21 protein-coding genes and 1 pseudogene are annotated in these 23,703 nt (G+C 73.4%); 4 read left to right on the forward strand and 18 right to left on the reverse strand.

Annotated features, from left to right (window positions below; translation table 11 throughout):
• Positions 1-24 precede the first annotated feature (24 nt).
• From shc to ACIA5F_RS15860, 12 genes are all read right to left on the reverse strand, one after another.
• Positions 25-2,250: a squalene--hopene cyclase gene (gene shc / locus ACIA5F_RS15805; RefSeq protein WP_399353141.1), complete on the reverse strand. Its 2,226-nt coding sequence runs from the start codon at positions 2,248-2,250 to the stop codon at positions 25-27.
• A 118-nt stretch (positions 2,251-2,368) separates the two neighbouring features.
• The gene (locus ACIA5F_RS15810; RefSeq protein WP_399353143.1) at positions 2,369-3,463 is read right to left on the reverse strand and encodes a polyprenyl synthetase family protein; all 1,095 of its coding nucleotides are present in this window, start codon (positions 3,461-3,463) and stop codon (positions 2,369-2,371) included.
• 92 nt (positions 3,464-3,555) lie between these two features.
• The gene (hpnE, locus tag ACIA5F_RS15815) at positions 3,556-4,935 is read right to left on the reverse strand and encodes a hydroxysqualene dehydroxylase HpnE (RefSeq protein WP_399353145.1); all 1,380 of its coding nucleotides are present in this window, start codon (positions 4,933-4,935) and stop codon (positions 3,556-3,558) included.
• A 121-nt stretch (positions 4,936-5,056) separates the two neighbouring features.
• On the reverse strand, positions 5,057-6,028 hold the full coding sequence (hpnD, locus tag ACIA5F_RS15820) for a presqualene diphosphate synthase HpnD (RefSeq protein WP_399353147.1): 972 nt from the start codon (positions 6,026-6,028) through the stop codon (positions 5,057-5,059).
• Complete coding sequence (gene hpnC, locus ACIA5F_RS15825; RefSeq protein WP_399353149.1) at positions 6,025-6,954, reverse strand: squalene synthase HpnC; 930 nt, start codon at positions 6,952-6,954, stop codon at positions 6,025-6,027. Before hpnC ends, hpnD begins: the two co-directional genes overlap by 4 nt.
• A gap of 351 nt (positions 6,955-7,305) precedes the next feature.
• Positions 7,306-8,088: an ABC transporter ATP-binding protein gene (locus ACIA5F_RS15830; protein WP_399353151.1), complete on the reverse strand. Its 783-nt coding sequence runs from the start codon at positions 8,086-8,088 to the stop codon at positions 7,306-7,308.
• Complete coding sequence (locus tag ACIA5F_RS15835) at positions 8,081-9,010, reverse strand: ABC transporter permease (protein ID WP_399353153.1); 930 nt, start codon at positions 9,008-9,010, stop codon at positions 8,081-8,083. The genes ACIA5F_RS15830 and ACIA5F_RS15835 overlap by 8 nt, the downstream gene beginning before the upstream one ends.
• 95 nt (positions 9,011-9,105) lie before the next feature.
• Complete coding sequence (locus tag ACIA5F_RS15840; RefSeq protein WP_399353390.1) at positions 9,106-9,951, reverse strand: glycosyltransferase family 2 protein; 846 nt, start codon at positions 9,949-9,951, stop codon at positions 9,106-9,108.
• Positions 9,952-9,986: 35 nt separating this feature from the next.
• Positions 9,987-10,766, reverse strand: coding sequence for a CDP-alcohol phosphatidyltransferase family protein (locus ACIA5F_RS15845; RefSeq protein WP_399353154.1), 780 nt, complete (start codon positions 10,764-10,766; stop codon positions 9,987-9,989).
• Entirely contained in the window at positions 10,744-11,805 is a 1,062-nt protein-coding gene (locus tag ACIA5F_RS15850) for an iron-containing alcohol dehydrogenase family protein (RefSeq protein ID WP_399353156.1), read from the reverse strand. Before ACIA5F_RS15850 ends, ACIA5F_RS15845 begins: the two co-directional genes overlap by 23 nt.
• Entirely contained in the window at positions 11,793-12,545 is a 753-nt protein-coding gene (locus tag ACIA5F_RS15855; protein ID WP_399353158.1) for a sugar phosphate nucleotidyltransferase, read from the reverse strand. The genes ACIA5F_RS15850 and ACIA5F_RS15855 overlap by 13 nt, the downstream gene beginning before the upstream one ends.
• The gene (locus tag ACIA5F_RS15860) at positions 12,542-14,344 is read right to left on the reverse strand and encodes a DUF5941 domain-containing protein (RefSeq protein ID WP_399353392.1); all 1,803 of its coding nucleotides are present in this window, start codon (positions 14,342-14,344) and stop codon (positions 12,542-12,544) included. Before ACIA5F_RS15860 ends, ACIA5F_RS15855 begins: the two co-directional genes overlap by 4 nt.
• 514 nt (positions 14,345-14,858) lie before the next feature.
• Between ACIA5F_RS15860 and ACIA5F_RS15865 the strand changes: the two genes are divergently transcribed.
• Both ACIA5F_RS15865 and idi read left to right on the forward strand, forming a co-directional pair.
• Positions 14,859-15,839, forward strand: a complete 981-nt coding sequence (locus ACIA5F_RS15865) for a GNAT family N-acetyltransferase (RefSeq protein ID WP_399353160.1) — start codon at positions 14,859-14,861, stop codon at positions 15,837-15,839.
• 159 nt (positions 15,840-15,998) lie between these two features.
• Positions 15,999-16,598 carry an isopentenyl-diphosphate Delta-isomerase gene (gene idi, locus ACIA5F_RS15870; protein ID WP_399353162.1) on the forward strand — a complete coding sequence of 200 codons (600 nt, stop codon included), beginning with the start codon at positions 15,999-16,001 and terminating at the stop codon, positions 16,596-16,598.
• A 52-nt stretch (positions 16,599-16,650) separates the two neighbouring features.
• Here the strand turns inward: idi and ACIA5F_RS15875 are convergent, their stop codons facing one another.
• Together ACIA5F_RS15875 and ACIA5F_RS15880 are read right to left on the reverse strand one after the other, a co-directional pair.
• Positions 16,651-17,190, reverse strand: a complete 540-nt coding sequence (locus ACIA5F_RS15875; protein ID WP_399353164.1) for an ATP-binding protein — start codon at positions 17,188-17,190, stop codon at positions 16,651-16,653.
• A 109-nt stretch (positions 17,191-17,299) separates the two neighbouring features.
• Positions 17,300-17,953, reverse strand: coding sequence for an HdeD family acid-resistance protein (locus ACIA5F_RS15880; RefSeq protein WP_399353166.1), 654 nt, complete (start codon positions 17,951-17,953; stop codon positions 17,300-17,302).
• 86 nt (positions 17,954-18,039) lie between these two features.
• Between ACIA5F_RS15880 and ACIA5F_RS15885 the strand changes: the two genes are divergently transcribed.
• Positions 18,040-18,825, forward strand: a complete 786-nt coding sequence (locus ACIA5F_RS15885; RefSeq protein WP_399353167.1) for an enoyl-CoA hydratase/isomerase family protein — start codon at positions 18,040-18,042, stop codon at positions 18,823-18,825.
• Here the strand turns inward: ACIA5F_RS15885 and ACIA5F_RS15890 are convergent.
• Positions 18,788-19,370 (reverse strand): annotated as a pseudogene (locus tag ACIA5F_RS15890) (DJ-1/PfpI family protein). The gene ACIA5F_RS15885 and the pseudogene ACIA5F_RS15890 sit on opposite strands and share 38 nt — an antisense overlap.
• Before the next feature lie 119 nt (positions 19,371-19,489).
• On the opposite strand from ACIA5F_RS15890, the gene ACIA5F_RS15895 reads away from it, so the two are divergent.
• Positions 19,490-21,127, forward strand: a complete 1,638-nt coding sequence (locus tag ACIA5F_RS15895; protein ID WP_399353168.1) for an ABC-F family ATP-binding cassette domain-containing protein — start codon at positions 19,490-19,492, stop codon at positions 21,125-21,127.
• Between the two features lie 30 nt (positions 21,128-21,157).
• Here the strand turns inward: ACIA5F_RS15895 and ACIA5F_RS15900 are convergent, their stop codons facing one another.
• From ACIA5F_RS15900 to ACIA5F_RS15910, 3 genes are read right to left on the reverse strand one after another with little or no spacing between them, the layout of a single operon-like run.
• Complete coding sequence (locus tag ACIA5F_RS15900; protein WP_399353170.1) at positions 21,158-21,937, reverse strand: SDR family NAD(P)-dependent oxidoreductase; 780 nt, start codon at positions 21,935-21,937, stop codon at positions 21,158-21,160.
• Positions 21,938-21,967: 30 nt separating this feature from the next.
• Positions 21,968-23,146 carry an MAB_1171c family putative transporter gene (locus ACIA5F_RS15905; RefSeq protein WP_399353172.1) on the reverse strand — a complete coding sequence of 393 codons (1,179 nt, stop codon included), beginning with the start codon at positions 23,144-23,146 and terminating at the stop codon, positions 21,968-21,970.
• Complete coding sequence (locus tag ACIA5F_RS15910; RefSeq protein ID WP_399353174.1) at positions 23,136-23,636, reverse strand: hypothetical protein; 501 nt, start codon at positions 23,634-23,636, stop codon at positions 23,136-23,138. Before ACIA5F_RS15910 ends, ACIA5F_RS15905 begins: the two co-directional genes overlap by 11 nt.
• Positions 23,637-23,703 lie beyond the last annotated feature (67 nt).

Genomic DNA, 23,703 nt, shown 5'->3' on the forward strand with positions numbered 1-23,703 from the left:
CTGGCCCTGGCCCGGCGGCGGCCATCAGGCCTCCCCGGCCGGTGCGGTGACGGCAACGCCGGGCCGGTGTCCGCCGGGGGCGAAGGGTTCGCCGTGCAGGTAGCGGCCGAGCGCGGTGAGCGGGAACACCTGCCGGTAGAGGTGGTAGTTGATGGAGAAGTCCCAGGGGAAGCCGGTGCCCGTGAAGTACGGCTCGTCCCAGGAGCCGTCGGTGTCCTGGGTGGTCACCAGGTGGGCGATGCCCCGCTCGACGGCCCGGCCGTCCCGCTCGCCCGCCGACAGCAGGGCCATCAGCGCCCAGGCGGTCTGCGAGGGGGTCGAGGCGCCCTTCCCGGCCCAGGAGCGGTCCTGGTAGGAGCGCTGGTCCTCGCCCCACCCGCCGTCCTCGTTCTGTACGGACTCCAGCCAGCGCACGGCCCGCCGGATCGCGGGGTGGCCCGGGGCGAGACCGGCGGCCGTCAGGGCCGGGACCACCGACCCGGTCCCGTAGACGTAGTTGGTGCCCCAGCGGCCGAACCAGCCTCCGTCCGGCTCCTGTTCGGCGAGGAGCCAGGCGATCCCGCGCCGGGTCCGCGCGTCGCCCGCCCGGCCTTCGGCGGCGAGCATCTCGACCACGTGGGCGGTGACGTCGGCCGAGGGCGGGTCGATGACCTCACCGAAGTCGCAGAAGGGGAGCCGGTTGGGGAAGGGGCTGGTGTTGTCGGCGTCGAAGGCGGCCCAGGCGCCGTTGCGGGACTGCATGCCGAGGTTCCAGGAGACCCCGCGGGCGATGGCCGCCTCCACCCGGGCCGGGTCGGGGTGCTTGACGCGGCGCAGGGCGAGGACGACCTCGGCGGTGTCGTCGATGTCGGGGTAGGTGGCGTTGTGGAACTCGAACGCCCAGCCGCCGGGGGCGAGCCCGGGCCGGCGCACCGCCCAGTCGCCGCTGCGCACGACCTCCTCGCCGAGCATCCAGTCGGCGGCCTTGACCAGCGCCGGATGGTCGGGGCGGAGCCCGGCGTCGGCCAGCGCGATCGCGGCGAGGCAGGTGTCCCAGACCGGGGACTGGCAGGCTTCGATCATCCGGGCGCCGTCCTCGCGCCAGATCGCGAACCGGTCCAGGGACTCCAGCCCGGCGCGCATCACCGGGTGGCCCAGGTCGTAGCCGAGCAGGTGCAGGGCGATGACGGAGTACACGGCGGGCGGCTGGATGCCGCCCCAGCAGCCGTCGTTCTCCTGGCGTTCGACGATCCAGCGGGCGGCGGTGTCCATCGCCGCCTTGCGCAGCCGGCGCGGGGCGAACCGCCGGTAGAGGTGCAGGGCCCGGTCCACGCGCTGGAAGGCGCCGTCCCAGGTGGTGAGCGGGGCGAGCCTCCCGACCGGGTGCGGCGCCCGGGCGTCGGCGTGCAGCTCGTCCAGGGCGAAGGGGGCCGGGCGGACCGGGCGCAGCGCGGAGACGACGGTGAGAGGGACGATGGTCTGGCGGGCCCAGCAGCCGAAGTCGTAGATGTTCAGCGGCACCCAGGACGGCAGGAAGACCAGTTCGGGCGGGAGTTCGGGCAGGTGGTCCCAGTTCCACCAGCCGAAGAGGGCCAGCCAGATCCGGGTGAAGACGCGGGCGGCGGCGATCCCGCCGTGGGCCCTGATCCAGGCCGAGGCGCGGGCCATGTGCGCGCTGTCCGGCTCGTCGCCGGCGAGGCGCAGGGCCACGTACGCCTCGACGGTGGCGGAGAGGTCCGGGGGGCCGCCGTGGAAGGTGGCCCAGGTGCCGTCCTCGCGTTGCTCGCCCCGGATGAAGAGGGCGGCGGCCCGGGTGGTGGCCTCGTCCCGGATGCCGAGGAACTGCCGCAGCAGCAGGTCCTCGGCGTCCATGGTGACGTTGGTCTCCAGGTCGCCCTTCCACCAGCCCTCGGGGTCCTGGCGGTCCAGCAGGTTCCGGGTGGCGCGGGCGGCGGCCCGCCGGGCCGCCTCGTGCGGGCTCTGCCGTACGGGTCCGGGCGCCGGTCCGGGCCGGGACCCGTCGGCGGGGCCCGGTGGTCCGGAGGTGCCCGGGTCGGTCCGCGGCGGGGTGCGCGGCTCGGCGAGCACCTCCGCCCGGACCTCGCCGCGGACCTCCGCCCGTACGTCGTTCCGTACGTCGTTCCGTACGTCGTTCCGTACGTCGTTCCGTACGTCGGCGCGGACCTCGGTCCGCACCTCGCTGCGCGGCTCCGCGTCGATGCCGCTGCCCGCGTCGGCGCCCTGGGCGCCGCCGTCGGTCGTCGCTGTCATGGCTTCCCCTTAGAACAGTGTCCTGTGCTGTGCTGGGGTCTGCCGTCGGCCGGTGCGCGCTCAGCAGGCGGCGGCTCCGGTCGGCGACTCGCGCTTCATATCTGCGAACGGGTGGCGGTCACCGCTTGCGCACGACGACGAAGTCGGCGAGGGCCACGAGCTGGTCGCGCACCCGCCGGGGCATGTCGACGTCGTCCAGGGCGCGGATCGCCACGGCGTGCTGGCGGCGTGCCTCGTCGGCGGTCCAGCCGCGCCCGCCCGCGGCCTCGATCAGCTCGGCGCGGTGCGCGAACTGCTCCTCGTCGAACGTCTCGAAGTCGTTGCTCTTGGCATCGGCGGCGAGGAGCGCGGCGAGGGCCTCGCTCGCGGGTCCGCCGGCCGCGAGGGCGGCGACGACGGGCAGCGACTTCTTGCGCTGGCGCAGGTCGCTCCAGGTCTGCTTGCCGGTGGCCTCCGGGTCGCCCCAGATGCCCAGGAGGTCGTCGACGGCCTGGAAGGCGAGGCCGAGGTGGTAGCCGTACTCCTCCAGTTTGTCGGCCGTGCGGTCGTCGGCGCCGCCGAGGACGGCGCCGATGGAGACCGCGCAGGCGAGGAGGGCGCCGGTCTTGTTGCCCTCCATCTCCAGGCACTCCTCGACGCTCACGTGCTCGCGGTGCTCGTAGGAGATGTCCTGGGCCTGGCCGTCGATGAGGCCCCGGGTGGCGGTGGTCAGCCGGCGCGCGGCACGGCCCGCCTCGACGGTGCCCAGCTCCAGCAGGACGTCGTAGGCGAGGGCGAAGAGCGCGTCGCCGACCAGGATGGCCTGGGCGGGGCCGTGCACCTTCCACACCGTGTCGCGGTGGCGGCGCTGCTCGTCGCCGTCCATCAGGTCGTCGTGCAGCAGGGAGAAGTTGTGGACGAGTTCGACGGCGACGGCGCCCGGGATGCCGACCTCGGGCGCGGCGCCCGCCACCTCGGCGGAGAGCAGGGCGAGGGCGGGGCGCACGGCCTTGCCGCCGTCGCCGTCGGCGGGGCGGCCCTGGGCGTCGATCCAGCCGAAGTGGTAGGCGGCGACGGTGTCCATGGGCGCCGCGAGCCGGTCGACGGCGGCGCGGAGCACGGGCGTCGACAGCGTGCGGCCACGTTCCAGGAGGGCGAGCGTGTCCGCCTTCTCCCCGTCGGCCGTGCCCGCACTGGCGTCCGTGTACTCGACGGCCGGATTCCCCGGGTTCACTGGCTCTCCTCTGGTTCCTGTACGTGCGGTCCGTGCTTGCGGCCCTGGGGCCGGCGCCGCCGGTACTGCTGTACCGGTGGTGCTGCTGGTCGTCATACCGCCTCCTGCAGAGGGTGTTCGCGACGGCGGCCGAGTGCGGCGAGCGCGGCGTGCGCCGCGCCCTGTCCGCTCCGGACAGCGCCCTCCATGGTCGCGGGCCAGCCGGTGGCAGTCCACGCACCGGCCAGGTAGAGCCCCGGCGTGTCGGTGCGCGCCCCGGGGCGCAGGCGGCCGACGCCGGGGGCGGGGGCGAAGGTGGCGGTGCGCTCGCGGGTGACGAAGAAGTCCCGTACCCCGGCGCCGCGCGCGGCGGGCAGGAGCCGTTCCAGCTCCGGCAGGTACTTGGCCCGCAGGGCGGAGACGGGTGCGTCGATGTCGTCCTGGGCGGCCGACTGGGACAGGGCGAGGTACTGGCCGCCGTCGGGGAGCCCGGAGGAGTCGGTGCGGTCGAAGACCCACTGGACCGGGGAGCCGAGGGCCGCGAAGAAGGGCCGGTCGAGGACCGTGCGGTCGTAGACGACATGGACGTTGAGGATGGGCGCGGTGCCGATGTCGAGGAGCCGGTCCGGGTCGGCGAGGGCGCCGGCCGGCAGGAGTCCGTGCGCCTCGCGCTGCGGGACGGCGAGGACGACGGTGCCCGCGTCGAGCGTGCTCTCCTCGGTGGTGACCCGCCAGGTTCCCTCGGGGGTGCGGGAGAGGGCGGTGGCGCGGGTGCGCAGCGCGGTGCGGACCCCGGCCGCGTCCAGGGCCTCGCGGGCGAGGGTGTCGTGGAGTTCGCCGAGGGGGACGCGGGCCCAGCCGATGTCGGCGGCGCCGTTCTCGGAGAGCAGGCCGGTCTTGAAGACCATGGCGGCCAGGCCCAGCGAGGACCGGTCGGCGGTGGCGTTGAGGGTGGCGACGCCGACGAGGTCCCACAGGGCCTCGATGGTCCGGGCGGACTGGCCGTGGCGGCCGAGCCAGGTCGCGAAGTCGACGCCGTCCAGGGCCGGGTCGGCGGGGTCGAGGCGGCGCAGGGCGAGGGCGGCGCGCCCGACGGAGGCCCGTTCGGCGAGGGAGAGGTGCGGGTAGCGGGCGAGGGAGCCGGCCAGGTGCAGGGGGACGGGCAGGGCGCTGCGGCGCAGCCGGCCCAGGCGGGGCGGGCCGGGGCGGCCGACGTCGAGCACGGGGACGTCGAGCCGGTCCTGGAGGGGGGCGAGGGCGGCGCCGCCGACGCGGTCGAGGAACCACCGGTAGGCGGTGCAGCAGCGCAGGTAGACGTGCTGGCCGTTGTCCACGGTGAGCTCGCCGCGCTTGAAGGAGAAGGCGAGTCCGCCCAGGCGCGGGCGGCCTTCGAGGAGGGTGACGCGCAGTCCGGCGTCGGCGAGTTCGAGGGCGGCCGTGACTCCGGCGAGGCCGCCGCCGACGACGACGGCGCGGTGGTCCGTACCGCTCACGCCGTCTCCTCTGTCGTGCGGTGGTGTGCCGGGCCGGCCGGGTGGGGCCGGTGTGCGGGGCCCGGGCGGTGAGACGTCGTGCGGTGCGCCCGGGTTGCCCGTGCGGGCGGCTTCGCCGCGGTCATGTCCGCCTCCGGGTGTTCTGGCGGGAGATGGTCCGCGCGTCGAGGCCGGAGAGGCCGCGCACGGCGACGTACGCCTTCTCGTGCGGCGGCAGGGAGACACGGCCCCGGAGCACGGCCTCGGGCTCGCGCTCGATGCGGTCCAGCAGGCGCCGGTAGATGCCGGCCATGGCGGCGACGCAGGCGCCGCTGCGGCGGTCGAGCAGCGGCAGGAGCCGGTAGCCCTCCACGAACAGGGCGCGGGCGCGGCGGACTTCGTGGTGGACGAGTCCGGCGAAGTCGGAGCCCACGGGGGCCCGGTCGCCGGTGAAGCCTTCGGCGCAGCCGAACTTGGTGAGGTCCTCGGCGGGGAGGTAGGTCCGCCCGTTGGCGGCGTCCTCGCGGACGTCCCGGAGGATGTTGGTGAGTTGCAGGGCGAGGCCGAGGGTGTCGGCGTACTCCGCGGCGCGCGCCGCGCCGGGGCCCGTGGTGTTCACGGTGCCGAACACGCCGAGGGAGAGCCGGCCGATGGCGCCGGCCACGCAGCGGCAGTAGGCCCGGAGGTCGTCCCAGGTCTCGTAGGTCTCGCCGCGGACGTCCATCAGGACGCCGTCGATGAGTTCGTCGAGGCCTTCGAGCGGGATGGGGAAGCGGCGTGCGGCGTGCGCGAGGGCGACGGCGACGGGGTCGGTGTCGTCCTCGTCCACCTCGTCGGCGCGGACCCGGCCGAGCAGGACGCGGGTCTCCTCCAGCCGGGCCAGCTTGGCGCCGGGCTCCAGGGTGCCGTCGCCGATGTCGTCGACGCGCCGGGAGAAGGCGTACAGCGCGGACATCGCCTGCCGCTTGTCGGTGGGCAGCAGCCGGATGCCGTAGGCGAAGTTGCGCGCCTGCGTGCCGGTGACGGCCTCGCAGTAGCTGTAGGCCGCCAGGACCGGTGCGGACGGTGCCGATGGTGCGGACGGGTGTGTGGGGCCCTCCACGGTCGGGCTCACCCCTTTCTCGGCGCTGTGCGCAGGACGGTGGCAACCTCACGGAGCAGGCCGCTCCTGGTGGGCTCGGGCGGACCTGGGAGGACGTCGAAACCGGCGGCCGTGACGGCTCGCAGGGCGGCACGCCCCCCTCCCACGAAACCCGCGAGCAGCAGCCGGAGTCTGCCGTGCACGCTACCCACGAGCGGGGTGCCTTCATTCAGGAGCTCGCGTGCGCGTTCTGTTTCGAAGGCGATCAGGGAGCGTACGGAGGCGCCGGCGGAGGGGGCCGACAGGTCGGCCTCGGTGACGCGGAAGCGGCGCATGTCCTCGGCGGGGAGGTAGATCCGGTCCCGGCCGAGGTCCTCGGTGACGTCCTGGAGGTGTTCGGCGATCTGCAGGGCGGTGCAGACGGCGTCGGAGCGGCGGACGCGCTCGGGGGTGCTGGTCCCGGTGAGGGAGAGCACCAGCCGGCCCACGGGGTTGGCGGACAGCTCGCAGTAGCCCAGGAGGTCGCCGTAGGTCTCGTAGCGGGTGACCCGCTGGTCCTGGCGGTTGGCCTCGATGAGCGCGAGGAAGGGGTCGGGGGTGAGGCCGTGGGCGCGGACGACGGGCCGCAGGGCCCGCAGCAGCGGGTGGCGCGGGAAGCCCGGGGTGGTGCGGAAGACGCGGTGCAGGTCGGCTTCGAGGGCGTCGAGCAGGGCGGGGCGGTCGTCCGCGGCGGCGGGGTCGAGGCCGAGGAGGACGGCGTCGCGCCCGCCGGGGGCGAGGTCGCCGTCGCCGATGTCGTCGACGAGGCGGGCGTACCCGTAGACCGCCGTCAGGCCGTCGCGCCAGGCGCGGGGCAGGAAGGCGGGGGCGACGGGGAAGTTCTCGGTGCGGGCCTTGCCGAGGGTGGCGAGGGTGTGGGCCGTGTCCGACCGGGGACCGGTGCCGTGCCCCGGGGTCACCGCCCGCCGCCCGGGGCGGGGACGGCCGTCGTGCCTGGGGGCCGGAGAATTCCCGTAGCCATTGCCGTCACATCTCCCGTTCTACACTGCCGACCCAATACATCCTATTTCGGACACGCCGCCGGACTTTCCCCGGGGTGCCGCACGGCCGTTCACCTGCGGGGAATCGTCCCCTCTTGCCGTGATTCAGGACCGCCTCAGCTTACGCTGTACAACGCCGCCGGAGCCTGCCGGGTGTTCGCCGCGACGGCGGACGGCACCCGTGCGCCGCCGTCCGTACGGCGAGGCCCCCGCCGCGCGGAGCGGCAGGGGCCTGCGGGACCGGTTCACGCTCCGCGGACGGCCGGAAGGTCAGCCGTTGGTGGCCTTCTCGTACGCCGAGACCACTTCCTCGGTGGGTCCGTCCATCAGCAGCTCACCCTTCTCCAGCCACAGCACGCGGCTGCAGGTGTCGCGGATGGACTTGTTGTTGTGGCTCACCAGGAAGACGGTGCCGGCCTTCTCCCGCAGTTCCCGGATGCGGTTCTCGGAGCGCGCCTGGAAGCTGCGGTCACCGGTGGCCAGGGCCTCGTCGATCATCAGGACGTCGTGGTCCTTGGCCGCCGCGATGGAGAACCGCAGGCGCGCGGCCATCCCGGAGGAGTAGGTGCGCATCGGCAGGGAGATGAAGTCGCCCTTCTCGTTGATGCCCGAGAAGTCGACGATCTCCTGGTAGCGCTCCTTGATCTGCTCCCGGGACATGCCCATCGCGAGACCGCCGAGGACGATGTTGCGCTCGCCGGTGAGGTCGTTCATCAGGGCGGCGTTGACGCCCAGCAGCGAGGGCTGGCCGTCGGTGTAGACCTTGCCGGACTCGCAGGGCAGCAGGCCCGCGATGGCGCGCAGCAGGGTCGACTTGCCGGAGCCGTTGGAGCCGATGAGGCCGATGGCCTCGCCCCGGTAGGAGGTGAAGGAGACGCCGCGCACGGCGTGGACCCGGCGCACGCCCGGGGCGTCGCCCTTGCCCCGGCGCATTATCTTGCTCAGCGCCGCGGTGGCGCTGCCCCGGCCGGAACTGCCGGTGTTGACGCGGTAGACGATGTGCACGTCGTCGGCGATGACGGTGGGGATCTTGTGCTCGGTGTTCTCAGCCACGGCCGTAACGCTCCTCAGCCTTCCAGAAGTACACGAATCCGCCGAGGCCGATCAGGAGGGCCCAGCCCACCGCGAACGCCCAGACGTGCGGCGGCAGGTTCTCCCGGCCGTACCCGTCGATCAGCGCGAAGCGCACCAGGTCCATGTAGATAGCCGCCGGGTTCCACAGGAGCACGTCCGCGATCCACTCCGGGCGGCCCTTGAGCATCTCGCTGATCGAGAACATGACGCCGGAGGCGTACATCCACGTCCGGGTGACGAACGGCATCAGCTGCGCGAGGTCGGGCGTCTTGGAGCCCATCCGCGCGAAGACCAGGGCGAGCCCGGTGTTGAAGACGAACTGGAGCACCAGGGTCGGGACGACCAGCAGCCACGAGAGCTGCGGGTAGTTCCCGAAGGCGATCGCGACGGCGAACACGACGAGCATCGAGTACATCAGCTGCTGGAGCTGCTGCATCGAGAAGGAGATCGGCAGGGAGGCGCGCGGGAAGTGCAGGGCGCGGACCAGGCCGAGGTTGCCGGGGATGGCCCGGACCCCCGCCATCAGCGAGCTCTGCGTGAAGGTGAAGACGAAGATCCCGATCACCAGGAAGGGGATGTAGTCCTCCTTGGCCATGCCCTGGCCGGCGTTCAGGATCAGGCCGAAGACCAGGTAGTAGACCAGCGCGTTCAGGAGCGGGGTCGCCACCTGCCAGACCTGGCCGAGCTTGGCCTGGCTGTACTGCGCGACCAGCTTGGCCCGGGAGAAGGCCATGATGAAGTGGCGCCGGCCCCAGAGCTGCCGCACGTACTCGCCCAGGCCGGGCCTGGCTCCGCTGACGGACAGGCCGTACTTCCTGGCGAGCTCGGCGGGGCCGAGCCCCGCGTCTACGGACGGCGGCGTGCTCGTGGCGAGGGCGCCGTCGTGGGTTGTGTCACTCACAAGTTGAAACTTTCCGTCTTCAAGATGCGGCAGGAGGGGGAGCGGGCCGGTGGCGCGAGGCCCGCGATCGCGCCATGTTCCCAGGCGCGGGCGGGTCAGACGACAGGTGGTCGGCCCAGCCGGGTCAACCGCCAGACCGTACGCCACCTCATGGGGCGCCGGGGACCGCACGGAGTGGTCCATCCCTCCTTGAACCCGCCGAACCATGCCTTGAGCGCGGGTGCCGAAGGCCTGCGCGCGAGCGTCAGGAGGAGCCAGACGCCCACGTAGACCGGGACCAGCGGGGCGGGCAGGTTGCGACGGGCGAGCCATACCCGGTTACGTGCCACCATACGGTGGTAGACCGCGTGCCGGGACGGAGCCGTCGTCGGGTGCAGCAGCACCATGTCCGCGCGGTAGTCGATCAGCCACCCCGCGTCAAGGGCCCGCCAGGCCAGGTCGGTCTCCTCGTGCGCGTAGAAGAATTCTTCCGGCAAGGCCCCGACCTGCTCGAACACCGTCGTGCGGACGGCGTTGGCGCCGCCGAGGAAGGTGGTCACGCGGGAGGAGCGCATCGGGTCGGAGGCGCGCAGCCGCGGGACGTGGCGGCGCTGGGTCAGGCCGGTCTCCGGGTCGGCGATCCGGAAGCTGACGATCCCGAGCCGGGGGTCCTCCGTGAACGCCTGGCGGCACAGCTCGGCGGTATCGGTGCGTTCCAGCAGTCCGTCGTCGTCGAGGAAGAGCAGGGCGTCCACCTCGCGGCCCCCGGGGCCGAAGGCCTCGATGCCCGCGTTGCGCCCGCCCGGGATGCCCAGGTTCTCGGGCAGCTCGACGGTGCGGACGCCCTCGGGCAGCCCGGTGAGCCGGACCCCCTGGCCGACGACGACGACCTCCACGGGGTCGCCCTCCTGGCGGGCCACCGAGTCCAGGAGCGCCTTGAGCTCCTCGGGCCGGTTGCCCATGGTGATGATCACGGCGCCCAGCCGCGTCACGGCGGTCACCTGAGCCTCCTGGACACCAGGATCGACACCAGGTGCAGGACCGTCTGCAGCAGCGCGATGCCGGCGAGCACGGCGACGCCCAGCCGGGTGAAGAACAGGTCGCCGCGGACCTGGTCCAGGACGGCGAGCACCACGATGAGCAGGGACGCCTCGATGCCGAGGACCAGCCGGTGGAACTTGAGCGCGGCGGCGGCCCGGCGGGCGAGGGCCATGCCGGAGGAGCGCGGCTCGGCCGCGGCGTCCTGGACGGGCGGCAGCCCGCCCTGGTGCCGGGCGACGCCGACCAGGTCGGTCTCGGCCTTGATCAGGATCGCGCCGAGCGCCGCGAGGGTGCCCAGGAAGGCCCACAGCCAGTCGATCCGCCCGCTGCCCCACAGGTCGGCGGCGCGCAGGCCGAGGCCCACGAGGACCGCCGCGTCGCACAGGTAGGCGCCGACGCGGTCCAGGTACACGCCGGAGAGCGAGAACTGCTTCTTCCAGCGGGCGACCTCCCCGTCGACACAGTCGAGCAGCAGGTACAGCTGGACCGCCACCACGCCGAGGACGGCGCCCCAGACGCCCGGCACGAGCAGGGCCGGGAGGGCGAGGACACCGGCCAGGGTCATCACGTAGGTCAGCTGGTTGGGCGTGACCTTGGTGGTGACCAGGAAGCGGGTGATGCGCAGGGAGACCTCGCGCATGTACAGGCGCCCGGCCCAGTGCTCACCGCTGCGCCGGTCCTTCACGCCCGCCGGGTGCACGACGGGCCGGAGTTCAGCTACGGATGGTCTTGGCATAGTCGGAGTAAGCGTCCCTGATCTCGGCTGCGGACAGGTTGAGGTGCTCCAGGATCGTGAACCGTCCCGGGCGGGTCTGGGGTGCGTACTCGACGGCCGCGACGAACTCGTCGGCGGTGAACCCGATCTCCTCGGGCAGCACCGGCAGGCCGTGGCGGCGCAGCACCTCGACGAAGAGCGCGGACTGCTGCCCGGCTCCGCGCAGGTGCATGGCGAAGGCGGCACCGAGGCCGACCTGCTCGCCGTGGAGCGCGGAGCGCCCCGGGTGGAGCAGGTCGAAGGCGTGGCTGATCTCGTGGCAGGCGCCGGAGGCCGGGCGGGTGTCCCCGCTGATCGACATGGCGATGCCGGTGAGGACCAGCGCCTCGGCGAGCACGGTGAGGAACTCGTCGTCGCCGCAGTCACCGGGGTGGCGCAGCACGGACTGGCCGGCGGTACGGGCCATGGCGGCGGCGAGGCCGTCGACGGGCTCGCCGGTGATCTCGCGGGAGAGCTCCCAGTCGGCGATCGCCGAGATGTTGGAGATCGCGTCGCCGATGCCGGCGCGGATGAACCGTACCGGGGCTTTCTTGATCACATCGAGGTCGATCACCATGGCGATCGGCGTGGGGACGCCGTAGGAGCCCCGGCCGTTGTCGTTGTCCAGGATGGAGACCGGCGAGCAGATCCCGTCGTGGGAGAGGTTGGTGGCGACGGCCACCATGGGCAGCCCGACCCGCGCCGCGGCGTACTTCGCCACGTCGATGATCTTGCCGCCGCCCAGGCCCACGACGGCGTCGTAGCGGCGGCCCTTTATGCCGTCGGCCAGCTTGACGGCGGAGTCGATGGTGCCGTCGCCGACCGGGTACCAGTCGGCGTGCGGCAGGACCGGCTCCAGCTTGGCGCGCAGCGCCTGGCCGGAGCCGCCGCTGATCGCGATCGCCAGCTTGCCGGAGGAGGAGATCCGCTGGTCGGCCAGGAGGCCGGCCAGGTCGTCCATGGCGCCCCGGCTGATGTCGACGACGACCGGGGAGGGGATGAGCCTCGTCAGTACTGGCATGCGATCGTCCGGCCCTTGGCGAGGTCGTCGTGGTTGTCGATCTCGACCCACGGGACGTCGCCGATGGGGGCCACGTCGACCGTGAACCCACGGTCGACCAGCTCCTGGTAGCCGTCCTCGTAGTAGAGGTCGGGGTCGCGCTCGAAGGTGGCCTTCAGCGCGTCCGCCAGCTCCTCGGCGGCCTCGGCCTCGATGAGGGTGACACCGATGTACTCGCCGGTCGCGTCGGCCGGGTCCATCAGCTTGGTGATCTTCCGGACGCCCTGGCCCTCGGCGGTGACGACCTTCATCTCCTCGTCGGCCAGGTTCTTGACCGTGTCGAGGGCGAGGATGATCTTCCGGCCTTCGCCGCGGGCGGCGAGCAGGGTCTTCTCGACGGAGACCGGGTGGACGGTGTCGCCGTTGGCGAGGATCACACCGCGCTTGAGGACGTCACGGGCGCACCACAGGGAGTAGGCGTTGTTCCACTCCTCGGCCTTGTCGTTGTCGATCAGCGTGATCGTGACCCCGTACGTGGCCTCCAGGGCCTCCCGGCGCTCGTAGACGGCTTCCTTGCGGTAGCCGACGACGACGGCGACCTCGGTGAGGCCGACCTCCGCGAAGTTGGCGAGGGTGAGGTCGAGAACGGTGAGGCTCTCCTCCTGGCCCTCGGGACCGACGGGCACGAGGGCCTTGGGCAGGGTGTCGGTGTAGGGACGCAGGCGGCGTCCGGCACCGGCAGCGAGGACAAGGCCGATCATGCTGGTTCTCCTTCGTCATGTACGGCGGGTGCTCCGGAGGAGACCCAGAACCGGATGCTCTCCACGAGCACCACGAGTGCCACGAACGCGGCCAGGGCCGTGAGCGCGACGGTGAAGTCGGCGGCGCGCGTCGCCAGGACCGCGGCCAGCACCGCGGTCAGCAGTACCCGGCCCTCGTGGCCGCCGATCGTCCGCACCAGCCAGTGCGGGGGCGCCCCGGTGCCACCGCGGATGCGGTACACCGTGTCGTAGTGATGGTAGGCGACCGCCGCCACCAGTCCGAATGCCGCGGGAAGGGCCCCGGGGACATCGGCCTTGGCGGCGAGGATCAGCACGGTGGTGTATTCGGCGGCCCGGAAGACGGGCGGGACGAGCCAGTCCAGGGCGCCCTTGAGGGGGCGGGCGACGGCGGCTCCGGCCAGGAGAGCGTAGAGGACGGCGGCGATCACCACCTGGCGGCTGCCGAAGTCGTGGGCCCAGGCCGTCCAGAGCAGGGCGGCCGAGCCGATGACGGCGGCGGCGATCTGGGCGCCGGGGGCCGTCCGGCCGACGATCCGGCCCGCGAGAGCGGCGATCGGGCCCGAGTCGGCGAGGTCGGCGAGGGCCTGGGCGGCCCGGTCCGTCCTCTTCGCTCTACGGGTCAGGGAGCGCAGCACCCGGCCCGCGGTGGTGTAGAGGGCGCCGAAGGCGCAGCCGATCAGCAGGGCGTAGAAGACGGTCCGCGGGGTGGTGAGGGCGGTCAGGACCGCGATCATCGCCCAGCGCTCACCGATCGGAAGGATGATCATCCGGCGGACCCAGACCGTCCAGCCGACGCTGTCGAGCTTGCCGGAGAGGGCCGCGGTCGGGCTCGTGTTGGCCGTCGCGTCGTGGTTGGCCTCGTTGAAGGCGAAGTCGACGACGTGCCGGCAGGTCATCAGGATCATCGCGCCGAGCGCGAGCGCCCACACGTCGTCCCCGCCGCGGGCGGCGCCGAGCGCCAGGCCCGCGTAGAAGGCGTACTCCTTGGCCCGGTCGAAGGTCGCGTCGAGCCAGGCGCCCATCGTGGAGTACTGGAGCGAGTAGCGGGCGAGCTGCCCGTCGGCGCAGTCCAGCACGAAGGAGACGAGGAGCAGCACACCGGCGGTGACGTAGCCCCAGCGGTCGCCGGTGGCCGCGCAGCCCGCCGCTGCCAGCGCGGTGATCAGCGAGGCGGTGGTGACCTGGTTCGGGGTCAGGCCTCGGCGGGCGCACCAGCGGGCGATGTAGCGCGAGTAGGGGCTGACGAAGAAGGTGGTGAAGAAGCCGTCGCGGGACTTCACGGCGGTCCGCAGGCGCACGGCCTCGTCGTCCACGGCGGCGACGGCGGCGACGGCCGCGTCACGTTCCTCGGCGGTGACGGGGACGGCGGCGACGAGGGTGCCCAGCTCGGGGCGGTGGACGGTGGTCCCGGCGGCCTCGACGGCGGCGGCGAGCCGGTCAACGCAGGGGACGGCGCCTGCGTCCGTGCCCCCGGCCGTGCCTTCGCCCGCGGCGGCGGCCCGGTCCAGGGCCGCGCGGGCGCCCGGCCGGACGGCGAGGGCGCCGGTGACGGCGCAGGCGTCGAAGCGCGGGTCGGTCAGCGCCAGGCGCAGCGCGTGCGGGTGCCCCACGAACGCGCTGTCCACGACGGCCACCCGCTGATCGGCGGGTACGGCGGCCAGCGCGGCGGCGATGCCTTCGGCGCGGTCGGCGGAGCGGACGTCGAAGCCGAGCGAGCGCAGCTCGTCCGTGAGCGGTGATCCGGGTACCGGCGGGCCGGCGAGGATGACGGTCGGCAGGACGGACTCACTCCTTGTGACGAACGCGGGAACGGGCGCGCCACAGGGTGGCGGCGGCACGTCGGCAGAGGCTATCCGATGAATGGAAGCAGGGATTCATCACCCGTTCGCGCCCTGGCGGGCCGGATGTCCCGGCTCCCGGGAGCGGGCGTGATCATCATTGACGATCACCTCGGGGGACCACAAACCGCCTGGATGTTAGGGTGACCGCAGACGCGTACGAGTGACGTAAAAGCGTTCTGAACGACTGATGGCGGTTGATACCGGGCGGAACACCCCGATGTCTTCCGCGACCCGATGGCCTCCGGGGACGCACCGCGTCCGCCGGTGACGAGAGAGAAAGAGGTGGGGCAGATGACCGTCGTCAAGGTCGCCGCCACGCGTGGCGAACTCCGGCACTCCCCCACTCTCCTGCGGGCTCCCGGCCAGGTCTGATCAGACCCGTCTGATCCTCCCCCCGTCACCACTGGGGGCGTTCCCGTGCCGGCCGGGGCCCCTCTTCCAAGGGTTCACGTTGACCGACATCACCCGCTCCACCCCTTCCTCCGACGCCTCGGACCTCTCCGGCGTCCCGGACCTCTCCGGCGTCCCCGCACGGCTGCTCTCCCTGTGCGGGCCGCTGCCCGCGCGCCCGCGCCTGCTCGACCTGGGTCCCGCCGGCCCGGGTCCCGTTCCCTCCGCCGGGGCCGCCCCGGACGCGCCCGCCTCGCCGGACGGCTCCTTCGACCTCGTACGGGCGCGGGTTCCCGCCCGCGCCACCGGGCCCCGCTCCGTGCTCACCCGGTACGGCCGGCTGCTCGCCCCCGGCTCCACCCTCCTGCTGACCGTGGACGAGGACGGCTCCCCGGCCGCCGGGGACCGCGCCCCGGACACCGCCGCGCGGTGGACCGCCGCCGCCCAGGCCGCCGGGTACCGGGTGCTCGGCGTCCACCACGAGCCCGGCTCCGGGACCACCGGCTACGCCCTGCGCCCGGTGACCGCCGGGGACGGCGACGCCTGGCCGGCCCGGCCGGAGACGGCGGCCGACGTGGCCGACGTACGGGCCGTCGACCTCGCGGCGTTCGAGACGCCGCTGGAGGCGGACCTCGTCGACGCGCTGCGCGCGGACGACGCCTGGCTGCCGGGGCTCTCGTACGTGGCCGAGGGCCCGGACGGTTCGGTGGCGGCGCACGCCCTGCTGACCGTGTGCGAGGTCGACGGCGCGCGGGCCCTGGCGCTCGCGCCGGTGGCCACGGACCCCGCGCGCCAGCGCTCGGGGGCGGGCAGCTCGGTCGTCCGGGCGCTGCTCACGGCGGCCCGGGAGCGCGGGGAGTCCCTGGTCCTCGTCCTGGGGCACCCGGCGTACTATCCGCGCTTCGGGTTCGTCCCGGCCTCGGTCTTCGGCATCCGGGCCCCCTTCGAGGTCCCCGACGAGGCCATGATGGCGCTGGTCCTGGACGACTCCGTCCCGGTCCCGTCGGGCACCGTCGCCTACCCGGCCCCGTTCGGCGTCTGACCCGGACCGCCCGGAGACGCAGGTGATCCAGACGATCCGTCCGCCCCTGGCCACGGCATTAGCACGTGGCCGGGGGCGGACATGCGTGGATCATCGAAGTCGGGACAAGTCGCTTCCGTACGGCAGACTGAGAGCCGAAGTCCGAAGCGAAGGATGGGTATGCCGATCACACCAGCCACCGCCGCGAGCAGCGCGTCCACCGGCACCGGTACTCAAGACGCGATCATGCTCGAACTGGTCGACGAGTCCGGCAACACCATCGGCACGGCGGAGAAGCTCTCCGCGCATCAGGCGCCCGGCCTGCTGCACCGGGCGTTCTCGGTGTTCCTCTTCGACGCCCAGGGCCGCCTGCTGCTCCAGCGGCGGGCCCTGGGGAAGTACCACTCGCCCGGCGTCTGGTCGAACACCTGCTGCGGCCACCCCTACCCCGGGGAGTCGCCGTTCGCGGCGGCGGCCCGGCGGACCCACGAGGAGCTGGGGCTGTCGCCCTCGCTGCTCGCGGAGGCGGGGACGGTCCGCTACAACCACCCGGACCCCGCGTCGGGGCTGGTCGAGCAGGAGTACAACCACCTCTTCGTGGGGCTGGCCCGGGAAGGGCTGCGGCCCGACCCGGAGGAGGTCGGCGAGACCGCCTTCGTCACCGCCGGGGAGCTGGAGCGGCGGCACGCCGAGGCACCGTTCTCGGCCTGGTTCATGACCGTGCTGGACGCGGCCCGGCCCGCGATCCGTGAGCTGACCGGGGACGCGGCGGGCTGGTAGTCCGCCCCTCCTCCCGCCCCCTCGCCCCGGCGGCGGGCCAGGCCGGGCGGGTCTACTCGGGCCCGCCGGGCGGCGGGGTGAACGGCAGGGCCGCCCAGACGACCTTGCCGCCGGTCGAGGTCCGCTCGACATCGCAGATCCCGCCGGACTCCCGGGTCGTCTCGCGCACCAGGAGCAGCCCCCGGCCGCCGGTCCGGCCGGAGTCCGCCTCCAGCTCCAGCGCCTTGGGGCGGTACGGGTGGTCGTCCTCGACGGCCACCCGTACCCATGCGCGGCCGATCGCGATCTCGACCGCGACCTCCGGTGAGAGCAGGGCGGCGTGCCGGACCGAGTTCGTCACCAGTTCGGAGACAATCAGCAGCAGGGCGTACACCAGGTCCCGCCGGTCCGGGACTCCCTGGCGGCCGAGCAGCTCCCGGACCGTCCGGCGGGTCTGCGGAACGGATTCTTCTACTGCGGGAACGGTGAACCGCCACACTCCCTCGTACGTGGGGGGGGCGGCCGGTGCCTCCGCGCCGCCCGCCCCGGCCGGCGGGGCACTCCCGCTGCCATCCATCGTCAGGCCCCCGTCTGCACGCTCGATCGTCTCCACGCGTCAAGAGTGGGGAACGCTCTGGTCCGGACCGCCCTACTGACCAAAAGTCAGCAGCAATCGGACGCTTTCTGACCGTTGGCGTATGACGGGGTCAGTTGTCCGACCGTTATTGACTCCCTGTCGGCCCTCCCCCGGCCGCACCGCGCGCCCCGCCCGCCGCGCCCGTACCCGTACCCGGTTCACCCTCCGGGACCATCCCCAGCACCCGCCGGGCCCCCAGGCCCAGGGCCACCAGGCTCAGCCCGTCGAAGAGGAGGGCGAGGGAGAAGAAGATCCCGATCACGTACAGGCTGCTGCTGGGCCAGCTGTAGAGGATCAGGACGCCCAGGAGGATGCCGAAGGCACCCTGGACGAGCGCGATCCCGAAGTTGGTGCCGCGGATCACCAGCGCCCCCACCAGCCGGAAGAGCCCGCCGGTCAGGAAGAGCAGCGCGGCGAACATGGTCAGCGCCTCGGCGCTCGCCTCGGGCCGGCGCAGGACCACGAACCCGGCCGCCAGGTAGATCGCGGCGACGATGACCGCGAGCCAGAAGTAGTTGTCCCCGCGCCACTGGATGGCCTGGAGCAGGCCGACGACTCCGCCGATCAGCAGCAGCCAGCCGAAGAGGAACATCGAGGTCAAGGTGGCCACGCTGGCGTAGACGAGGCCGACGAGCCCGGCCACCACCAGCACCGAACCGAGCAGGGCCAGCAGCCCGAACCCGCGCCTGAGCTTCTTCCTGTCGCGTGCGGTCCGGGGGCCGGTACGGTCTGCGCCCATGGACGTGCCACCTTTCAGCACCCCCCGGACGGACCCCGTTGACTCTCCCGATCATAGGATCGACGGCCCGGTATAGCATCCGGCGCATGGACGCACCCCTGGACCCGGCGCCGGCCGCGGCTCTCCTGCACACGGTCGCCGACGGGGTCGCGACCGTCGCCGTCTCCCACCCCGCCAAGCGCAACGCCATGACGGCCGCGATGTGGCGCGCGCTCCCGGAACTCCTCACCGGCCTGGCGGCCGACCCCGCCGTACGGGTGCTCGTCCTGACCGGGGCGGGCCCCACCTTCTGCGCGGGGGCGGACATCTCCTCGCTGACGGGCGCCGAGGACCTACGGGCGCTGTCGGTGGTGGCGGAGGAGGCGCTGGCCGCCTTCCCGAAGCCCACGCTGGCGGCGGTCCGGGGATTCTGCGTGGGTGGCGGGAGCCAGCTCGCGGCAGCCTGTGACCTGCGGTTCGCCGAGGAGGGGGCGTCGTTCGGGGTGACCCCGGCCAAACTGGGCATCGTCTACCCGGCCTCCTCCACCCGGCGGCTGGCCGGCCTGGTCGGGCCGTCCTGGGCCAAGTACCTGCTGTTCTCGGCCGAGTTGATCGGCGCGGAGCAGGCGCTGCGGGCCGGGTTCCTCAACGAGCTGCTGCCCGCCGGGCAACTGGACAAGCGGGTGGCGGAGTTCACCCGCGTCCTGGTCTCCCGCTCACGGCTGACCCAGGCGGCGGCCAAGGAGTTCGCGGACGGCCGCACGGACCGGGAGGCGTACTGGGAGGACCAGTACGCCGGGAGCGGCGACACCGCCGAGGGTGTCGCCGCCTTCCTGGAACGGCGCCCGCCGGTCTTCAGCTGGCCGGAAGAGCCGGAAGGGGCGGCCGGGTAGCGCGCAGCGCGGCGACGATCTCCGCCGGGGCCTTGTCCGGGGAGCCCGCGTCGTAGGGCGGCCGGGGGTCGTACTCGATCATCAGCTGCACGGTCTGCGCGACCGTGTCCCCGGCGATCCGGCCGATCAGGTCGAGCCCCATGTCGATCCCGGAGGACACCCCGGCGGCGGTGACGTACTTGCCGTCGTACACCACCCGCTCCCCGGTGGGCTCGACGCCGAAGGGGACGAGCTGGGTCGAGGTAGAGCCAGTGGCCGGTGGCCCGGCGCCCGTCCAGCAGCCCGGCGGCGGCCAGCAGGAGCGAGCCGGTGCACACCGAGGTGGTCCAGGTGGTGGTCGCGTCGACGGCGCGCAGCCAGTCGAGGACGACCGGATCGGCCATCTCCACCTCGGGGTACGGGCCGCCGGGCACGACGACGATGTCGGGACGGGTCACCTCGCCGAGCGCCCGTTCGGCGACGAGCGAGAGCGCGCCGGCGTCCGTCCGAGCACGTTGCGCCGCTGCATGCCCTCCATGGTGTGGCGGGGAGCGGATGGCCGCAATGACGGATCTCCCACCTGTCCGGCCATGCCCGCCGGGGGCGCCGGGGACCGGCCGCGGACCGGCCCGGGGGCTTCGGCCGTCGTCCGGTGGCGGGTGGTCGCGGATAGGATCGGCAGATCATGACTGCAACCCTCGTCGCCAAGAAACTCACCGCCGCGCACGGTGAGCGCACGCTCTTCGCCGATCTCGACCTCGTGGTCGCGCCCGGCGACGTCATCGGTCTCGTCGGCGTCAACGGCGCCGGCAAGTCCACGCTGCTGCGCCTGCTCGCCGGGCTGGACACCCCCGAGACCGGCGAGCTGCGGCTCTCCCCGCCCACCGCCGCCGTCGGCCACCTCCCGCAGGAGCCGGAGCGCCGCCCCGGGGAGTCGGTGCGCGACTTCCTGGCCCGGCGCACCGGTGTCGCCGCCGCGCAGGCGGAGCTGGACGAGGCGACGCAGGGCCTGGTGGACGGGGTCCCGGGCGCGGACGACGCGTACGCGAACGCCCTCGACCAGTGGCTGAACCTGGGCGGCGCCGACCTGGACGAGCGGGCCCAGGAGGTGGCCGCCGAGCTCGGTCTCGCCGTCGGCCTGGACCTCCCGATGACGGCGCTCTCCGGCGGCCAGGCGGCCCGCGCGGGCCTCGCCTCGCTGCTGCTCTCGCGCTACGACGTCTTCCTGCTCGACGAGCCCACCAACGACCTGGACCTGGACGGCCTGGAGCGGCTGGAGCGGTTCGTCAAGGGGCTGCGCGCGGGCACCGTCGTGATCAGTCACGACCGCGAGTTCCTGACCCGGACCGTCACCAAGGTCCTCGAACTCGACCTGGTCCAGCAGCGGATCAACCTCTACGGCGGCGGCTACGACGCCTACCTGGAGGAGCGCGAGCGCGCCCGCGACCACGCCCGCGAGGAGTTCGAGGAGTACGCGGGCAAGAAGTCCGCCCTCGAAGGCCGGGCCCAGATGCAGCGCAACTGGATGGACAAGGGCGTGCGCAACGCCCGCCGCAAGGCGAGCGACAACGACAAGATCGGCAAGAACCTGCGCGGCGAGTCGAGCGAGAAGCAGGCCGCCAAGGCCCGCCAGACGCAGCGCGCGATCGAGCGGCTGGACGTCGTCGACGAGCCCCGCAAGGAGTGGGAGCTGCGGATGGAGATCGCGGCGGCGCCGCGCTCCGGCTCGGTCGTCGCCACCCTGCGCGAGGCGGCCGTGCGACGCGGGGACTTCTCCTTCGGTCCGGCCAGTCTCCAGATCGACTGGGCGGACCGGGTGGCGATCACCGGCGCGAACGGCGCCGGGAAGTCCACGCTGCTCGCCGTCCTGCTGGGCCGGCTGGCCCCGGACTCCGGCGCCGCCACCCTCGGTTCGGGCGTGCTGGTGGGCGAGGTGGACCAGGCGCGCGGGCTCTTCCTCGGCGACGAACCGCTACTGGAGGCGTTCTGCGCGGCGGTCCCGGAGACCGAGCCGGCCGAGGTGCGCACCCTGCTGGCCAAGTTCGGGCTGAAGGCGGTCCACGTGCTGCGCCCGGCCGCCACCCTCTCCCCCGGCGAACGCACCCGGGCGGCCCTGGCACTGCTCCAGGGGCGCGGGGTGAACCTGCTGGTGCTGGACGAGCCGACCAACCACCTCGACCTCCCGGCGATCGAGCAGCTGGAATCCGCACTGGAGGCGTACGAGGGGACCCTGCTGCTGGTCACCCACGACCGCCGCATGCTGGACGCCGTCCAGGTGACCCGCCGCCTGCGCGTCGCGGACGGCGAGGTCACCGAGGTGTAGCCGCCGCCGCGCGCCCGGCCGGGCCGGGGGTCAGTGCTCCCGGTCGGCCGGGGCCCGGCGGGCGCGGGCCAGGTGGCGGGCGACGAAGGTGCGCGGGAGGTGGCGCACGGCCAGGGCGTAGGCCCGGTAGCGGCGGCCGGTGATGCTGAGCGGGCGGCGCAGCGCCAGGTCGCGCAGGGCGCGGGCCACCACGGCCTCCGGCTCCAGCCAGAGCGCCGCGCCCAGGGAGCTGACGTCCATCCCGGCGCGCGCCTGGAACTCGGTGCGGGTGAAGCCGGGGAGCACCGCCAGGACCCGGACCCCGTACGGTTCCATGTCCACCCGCAGCGATTCGCTGAAGGCGGTGACCCACGCCTTGGCGGCCCCGTACGTCCCGGTCGGCAGGAGCGCGGCCACCGAGGAGACGTTGACGACCGCGCCCCGGCGGCGTTCGCGCAGGCCGGGCAGGACGGCGTGGGTGAGGCGGAGCGGGACCTTCACGAGCAGGTCGAGCATCCGCTCCTCGTCCTCGACCGGCTGGTACGGGAAGGGCGCGGGGAGCCCGAAGCCCGCGTTGTTGACGAGGATGTCCACGGGCCGGGTCCGGTCGGCCAGCCGCCCGGCGACCGCCGCGCACTCCCGGTCGTCCAGCAGGTCGGCGGGGAGCACCTCGACGACCGTGCCGAACTCCCGGGCCAGTTCCCCGGCGACGGCGTCGAGCCGTTCCTTGTCGCGGGCGACGAGGACGAGCCGGCAGCCCTTGGCCGCGAAGCCCCGGGCGAAGGCTGCGCCGAGTCCGGCGCTGGCCCCGGTGATCAGTACGGTGGTCATGCCGGTGTCACTTCCCGGTGGTGGTGCGGGTCACGGAGCGAAGGCCGTGGTGGACGGCGAGGCGTAGGCCTGGGCGACGTCGACGAGGAAACGCGCCTCGTCCTCCAGGCCGCCGCCCTCCTCCGAGGTCTGGATGGCCGGGGGCAGTTCCAGCCCGGCCGCGTCGCCCGCCTGTCCGGGCAGTCCGGCGAGCTTCACCTGCCGGGCCTCCTTCAGTACGCAGGCCAGCGCCGCCGCGGTGCGCCGCTGTTCGGGGACGCCGCTGCCCGCGACATGGGTGCGGGCGAGTTCCGGCACGCCCGGGGCGACGTACTCCCCCAGGATCAGGATCGCGTCGCGCGTCTCGATGACCTTGCGGTACACGAGCAGGTTGCGCGGGACCGGTGGCCACAGCAGTTCGACCACCCGGCCGGAGCGCGGTTTGGTGAGGGCCACGTGCGGCACGGCCTGGACCAGGTCGCGCCAGAGCGGCCAGAGCCGCCAGGCGGTGGTGATGTCGGCGGCGGTGCGGCGGAAGGTGAACAGGGTCGGCACGAGGATCGCGGCGGCGCGCAGCAGGCCGTGCAGGTTCATCAGCAGCGGCAGGGCGGGCATCGCCCAGACGGCGGCGAACAGGGCCTTGAGCAGGTACGCGAACCAGAACAGTCCGGCGAGCGCGGTGCCGAGCCCGAACAGTCGCAGTCCGGCGGCCAGTCCCCGGCTCTCGGTGCGGCGGCTGTAGCGCCAGCACAGGAAGACGCAGGCGGTGTTGGCGACCAGGTGCGCGGAGATCAGGACCAGCCAGTACGCGAGGGAGGGGACCGGGTCCCCGGCCGTCGGCATGGTGTGCGTGCCGTGCGCGGGCGCGACCAGGTCCAGTACCACGAGCGAGGTCAGCCAGCCCAGGGTGCCGAGCCCGGCGGCGAGCTGGAAGAGGCGGCCACGGGTGGCGGAGGCCACGAAGTAGAGGACGGCTCCGGCCGACAGCACGCCGATGAGGTTGCGGACCAGGCCGACGCCGTGCGAGTAGCCGGGGTCGCGCAGGGCCCAGGTGACGACGGCGGGGAGGTTCAGGGTCATCGCGGCGGCGGCGGTGGCGACGGCGAGCCAGAGGCCGCGCTGTTGCGGGGAGCGCAGGGCTCCGGGGGCGCGGAGCAGGACCGCGACCCACAGGCACACCACGCTCGGGACGGCGAGCCAGTCGCCGAAGGCCGTCAGTTCAGCCCCCATGGGTGCCCCGCTCGTACCCCATGGCGGACTCCAGCCGGGCGAGGGTGTCACGGGCCTCGGTGGAGGACGGGGAGCCCGCGCCCGCCGTACGGATGCGGATCATGCTGGCGAGCATCTCCGCCTCCTGCTCCTGACGGGTGGTGTAGTTGGTGCGTCCCAGGACGACGGGGGCGTGGCCGTCGGTCTCCTCGCCCTCCAGCGAGTGGTGACCGAAGAGGATGTGCCCGATCTCGTGGAGCACGATGTGCTCCCGGTGGAGGGGGGTGGTCTGGGCCTCGTAGAAGACGTAGTCCACGCTGGCGGTACCCACCCACAGCCCGCAGACCCCGGACTCCGCCGCCTCTTTGGGGAGCGGATGGAGCCGGATGGGGCGGCCCCGCTGCTCGGCTATGCGGGCGCACAGCCCCTCCAGGGAGAACGGGTGGGTCAGGTCCAGATGGCCGAGAATCTTCTCGCACCTTTTACGCAGGCTGAGTCGCGGGTGGGGCATATGATCCCTCTTCGGACCCTTTCTCGGGCAGCGTCGGTAGGCGTGCGTGGGCATGGGCATGGTGTCC

Origin of the sequence: Streptomyces sp. NPDC051567 (genome assembly GCF_044454165.1) — a bacterium.
Lineage (GTDB): Bacteria > Actinomycetota > Actinomycetes > Streptomycetales > Streptomycetaceae > Streptomyces.